Below are 4,384 nucleotides of genomic sequence, written 5' to 3'. Positions count from 1 at the left end.
GGGTCGTTCGGAGACGGGACGACCCGCCACTCTTGCTCTTCCACGTCGAAATCGGCGATCTTCTCGATCGGGAGCTTCAGGTACCTGCCGGTGCCCTCCACAGCGACGCTCCCGTCGGGGAGCAGGATCTCTCCGGATCCCTCAAATGCGCGGTTGTTCTCCCGGGTTATCCTTCCAACGACCCGCAGATCAGCGTCCAGCGGGACGGCCTTGCGGAACCGGATGCGAAATTCCAGGGTTACCCCCCACATCTCCTCTCCGTACCGGATCATCCCGGCCCGGCCGATCGTCTCGTCGAGGATCGCCGCAGCGATGCCACCGTGCAGCCTCCCGGGATAGCTTTGGTGTTCCTCGCGGGGGTGAAACACGGCTACTACTTCCCCGTTGTCCAGCTCGTAAAAGAACGCTTGCAACCCGAATGGGTTCTTCATTCCACATACAAAACACATCTTGCTGTTTTTTTGCTTGCGAACCACGTAGTGCTGCATTTCGCCCTCCTCCGCAAAGTATACCAGTGGGATCCCTTGCGGTACAGAGAACAACCCCGCGGGAGAGGCTTTGGGATCTCGAAAAGCAGTGTTCCGGATGCGCTACGGCAATGGGACAGAGAATACGGTAATTTCAGAAACCGAGGTAGATCGAGATGATCGGAACGGCGATCGCTCCTACCGGAATCCCGATGAGCCCGCCCCAGAACGCGCCGGCGACGAAGCCCATCCCGACCGCCTGGGGATACGTGAAATCTCTGCCCCAGTAGCCCGGCGGGGCATCAACCGTGGGAACGGCGATCCCGACTGAGAGGGCAAAGCCGATCCCGCCGATGACCGCCCCTCCAATCAATCCCAGCCCGACCCCGAGCAGGGGAGAGTAGAGGCGGGACGGCCGCAGCTTGAGCGCGGTGTCGGCGATCCAGCGGCCGACGAACGCACCGGCTGCACCGGCAACCCCGGCGACGGGGATCGTGACCAGGAGGCGATCTGCTAGAGCAGTCCCATCAGGAACCAGGGAGAACGCGGTCGCTCCTGCTATCCCAAGCCCGAGGAGGGCACCACCGACGGTCATTCCGGTCTGCACCCGCGATACCTTGTCCGCGGGAAGGGTATCCCCGACGACCGTCAGGCCGGGGATCAACGCCGTCAACAAGGCACAGAGCGCTACCCGCATCGATTTCATGATATTTCCAGCATAGTTACTGGATAGACGATTGTCAACTCACGCTTTGCGCCCGAGCTTCCGCTCCAGGAACAAGGCCCACTTAAGCGGACTGTCGCGATGGAACCGGAGACGGAGGCGCCTGCCACCGGAGAAACCGATGTCCAATCGGTCCTTTCCTTCCATCCGCAGGATGCGGGCATCCGCCAGCGGGAACGCTGTCCCGTCGAGCCGGATCTCCCCGGCTCGATAAGTTACCGTCCCGGTCCCAACCGGCTCAAGCGCCCCATTTCCGGTAAAGACGTCGACCTCTCCGATCGAGTTCAGGGACTCCCGGTTTTCGATGATCTCATCCACCGGGATGGATGCGGAGAGAGCTCCGATTGTGACAGGAGCTCCGGTGCGGGGGTGGAGGCGGAGCTTTCGGTCTAATCTCCACTCTGCTCCGCACTTTCTGCAGCGCACGTTCCTCCGATGCGGTTCGATGACCCCGATCTCGTGACAGTGTGGGCAGGCCCACAGGACGAGCTCGATCCCGCGCGCGGACCGCGGGAAAAGCGTCATTCCTGTGGCTGGAGCAGCGATGCAGGACAAGGCTTTGTCGATGTCCGCCGCAGTGTGCGGTGGGGGGAGTGGGGGGAAGAACTCGACCGTGAGCGGACCGGGGAGGGGATAGTCGGCCCATCGGGGATAGATCACGTATCCGCCCGTGATCCGCACCGGGATGATCGGCACCCCGGCACGGGCGAGGATGCGACGGACCGGGGACGGTACCGGGAGGGGATTCCCGTCCCACGTCCGTTCCCCTTCAGGGAAGATCCCCACGATCTCCCCTGCCTGCAACGCGGAAAGCAGCCCGCGCACTGCCCCCGGATCGACTCGGTACCGGCTGGTAGGGATGGTCCCGGTACGGGTGAAGAACCACCTCCCGAACCCGGAACGCATCAGTTCTGATTTGGCGAGAAAGCGAATGTAACGATCGGCCGCAGCAAAGATAAACAGCGGATCGAGGTAGGAGGAGTGGTTGGCGATCAGGAGTGCCGGACCAGTCTGCGGAAGGTTCTCTTTCCCCTGCACCCGGGTTGGGAACAGTGCCCGCAGGATCGGTTTCCCGACCAGATAAACGAGCGCAAACAGAAGCCCGGGGCCGGGAACACCGCGCCGATAGCGGAAGCCAAACGGGACGACCCGGCGATAGGCGGCGTACTCCGCACCGAACTTTCGCTCCAGGGCCCGCTCCTCGTGAAAACGGGCGTACAGTGCGATCACTATCCCGATCCCGGGGATCAGCACAACGGTCCCCGCCGACCGGAATACGAGCCCCAAGCCGAGGAGATAGAGGAGGAAAGAGATGTAGAGGGGATGGCGGGAGAATCCGTACGGACCGGCCTGCACGAGCCGTTTTGGTGGCATGAAGGCGATCGGAAACCCGCCGCCGCGCAGGTAAATGGTCACAGTGCACCACACCGCTCCGAGCCCGCCAAGCGCGATGAGACCCCCTCCGAACGGTGCCCCGATCCACGCGGGAATCGACTTCAACCCGATCCGCTCCCCAGCGATGAGGAGGACAAACGGGATTCCGCCCCAGTAGAACGCAAGGCTAGCCAAGAATAATCCCGCCCTCGCGATTGCCCTCTCCACTCCGACCTCCTTAGACGACGTGCACAATTCCGGTTATCATTGGCTCATTATGACTGAACTGGACGAAGAAAGACAACTGCAGGAATACGACAAAGGCGGGATGATCGCGGTCATCGAGGCCTACCCCGACCAATGCCGGGAGGGGATCGCGTTGGGAGACGGCTTCCGGCCCGAGATCCCGACCGGAGTGGATAAGGTGATCGTGTGCGGGATGGGGGGATCGGCGATGGCCGGGGAGGTCGCACGACGGTTTTCCCGTGTCCCGGTATTCGTCAACCGCAATTACACCCTTCCCTCGTTCGCCGGGGACGGTACCCTCATCATCGCGGTGAGCTACTCCGGGAACACGGCCGAGACGATCTCCGGACTCGATGCCGGGCTGCGTGCCCGGATCCCAGCGTTTGCGGTCTCGAGCGGGGGAAAGCTCGAGGAGATCGCGCGCTCCCATGGGATTCCGCATCTCCGTGTCCCGCGCGGTTACCAGCCACGGGCGGCGATGGGCTACCTCGCCCTCTCGGTCTTGCGCGTCCTCGCCCAGGCCGGGCTGCTGCGCATCGAACCCGACTGGGAAGAGCTGATCCACGCCCTGGAATCGGTGCGGGACGCTTCCCGCGCCGCGGTCCCGGAGGCGGATAATCCGGCCAAGCAGCTGGCGCGGAGCCTGTACGGGCGGATTCCCCTCTTCTACGGGACGGCGGGGAACACCGATCTGGTGGCGATGCGGTGGAAGACGCAGGTAAACGAGAACTCGAAGCAACCGGCATTCTGGAACGTGATCCCCGAACTAAACCACAACGAGATCGTCGGGTTCAGCGACGAGCGCCTGCGCCAGGGCCTCTCCTGCGTCTTCCTGGAAAACGACTACGATCACCCGGAGAACCGGGCCCGGATCGAGATCATGCACGAACTCCTTCACGGGAAGGTCCCGGCCGTCGTGATCGGCGCGGATGGGAGATCCGAACTTTCTCAGGTGCTGAGCCAGATCCACTTCGGTGATTACGTGAGCTACTACTTAGCCATCCTCAACCAGATCGATCCGACCCCGGTCGAGCTGATCGAGTCGTTCAAGCGGAGGATGAGCGCCAGATGAGTCCCGGATACCTGGCCGGGGTGGACATCGGAGGGACGAAGCTGGCCGCGGTCGTCGCCGATCGGGCCGGGGAGGTGCGGGGACGCGTGCAGGTGGAGACTGACCTCTCCCAGGGTGAGTTCTCCCGATTTGCCGACGGGACCGCCTACGACGGCCTGGCGCGGCGGGTGAAAGAGATCCTGCACGCGGCCCTTGCCAAGGCAGGAGCGACCGAGCTGGCGGGGATCGGGATCGGGGCGGCCGGCCCCCTCGCCCACGGCGCGATCCTCAACCCGACCAACATGGTTCTGCCCTCCATTCCGCCCGATCTTCCGCCTCGTCCCCTCTATCTCCCCTTGGTCGAGCCGTTGCGGCGGGAGTTCTCCGTTCCGGTCCGGCTGGAGAACGACTGCAACACCGCCGTCCTCGGCGAGGTGGAGTTCGGGGTGGGGGAAAAAACGGCGAATAAGGAGGAGCTCCACATCGTGTACGTCACGATCAGCACCGGTCTCGGGGCTGGGG

The 4,384-nt window shown here is 63.5% G+C and carries 5 protein-coding genes; 2 read left to right on the top strand and 3 right to left on the bottom strand.

All coding sequences use genetic code 11. The annotated features are described in order from the left end of the window. From J7J55_03090 to J7J55_03080, 3 genes are all read right to left on the bottom strand, one after another. On the bottom strand, positions 1-488 hold a 488-nt coding region (locus J7J55_03090; GenBank protein ID MCD6141691.1), incomplete at its 3' end, for a PaaI family thioesterase. Positions 489-621: 133 nt separating this feature from the next. Beyond that, complete coding sequence (locus J7J55_03085) at positions 622-1,173, bottom strand: hypothetical protein (GenBank protein ID MCD6141690.1); 552 nt, start codon at positions 1,171-1,173, stop codon at positions 622-624. A gap of 39 nt (positions 1,174-1,212) precedes the next feature. Beyond that, positions 1,213-2,793, bottom strand: a complete 1,581-nt coding sequence (locus tag J7J55_03080; protein MCD6141689.1) for a 1-acyl-sn-glycerol-3-phosphate acyltransferase — start codon at positions 2,791-2,793, stop codon at positions 1,213-1,215. Positions 2,794-2,842: 49 nt separating this feature from the next. On the opposite strand from J7J55_03080, the gene J7J55_03075 reads away from it, so the two are divergent. After that, positions 2,843-3,883, top strand: coding sequence for a bifunctional phosphoglucose/phosphomannose isomerase (locus J7J55_03075; GenBank protein ID MCD6141688.1), 1,041 nt, complete (start codon positions 2,843-2,845; stop codon positions 3,881-3,883). Next, the coding region (locus J7J55_03070) for an ROK family protein (protein MCD6141687.1) at positions 3,880-4,384 on the top strand (505 nt) is incomplete at its 3' end. The genes J7J55_03075 and J7J55_03070, both read left to right, overlap by 4 nt.

The organism is Candidatus Bipolaricaulota bacterium (assembly GCA_021159055.1).
Classification (GTDB): Bacteria; Bipolaricaulota; Bipolaricaulia; order UBA7950; family UBA9294; genus S016-54.
The sequence above is the reverse complement of the archived record's forward strand: the minus strand, read 5'-3'. Positions and strand labels throughout refer to the sequence as shown.

Coding starts and splice junctions, on each gene's coding strand:
- J7J55_03085 (MCD6141690.1), bottom strand. CDS start 1,173: ATGAAATCGATGCGGGTAGCGCTCTGTGCCTTGTTGACGGCGTTGATC.
- J7J55_03075 (MCD6141688.1), top strand. CDS start 2,843: ATGACTGAACTGGACGAAGAAAGACAACTGCAGGAATACGACAAAGGC.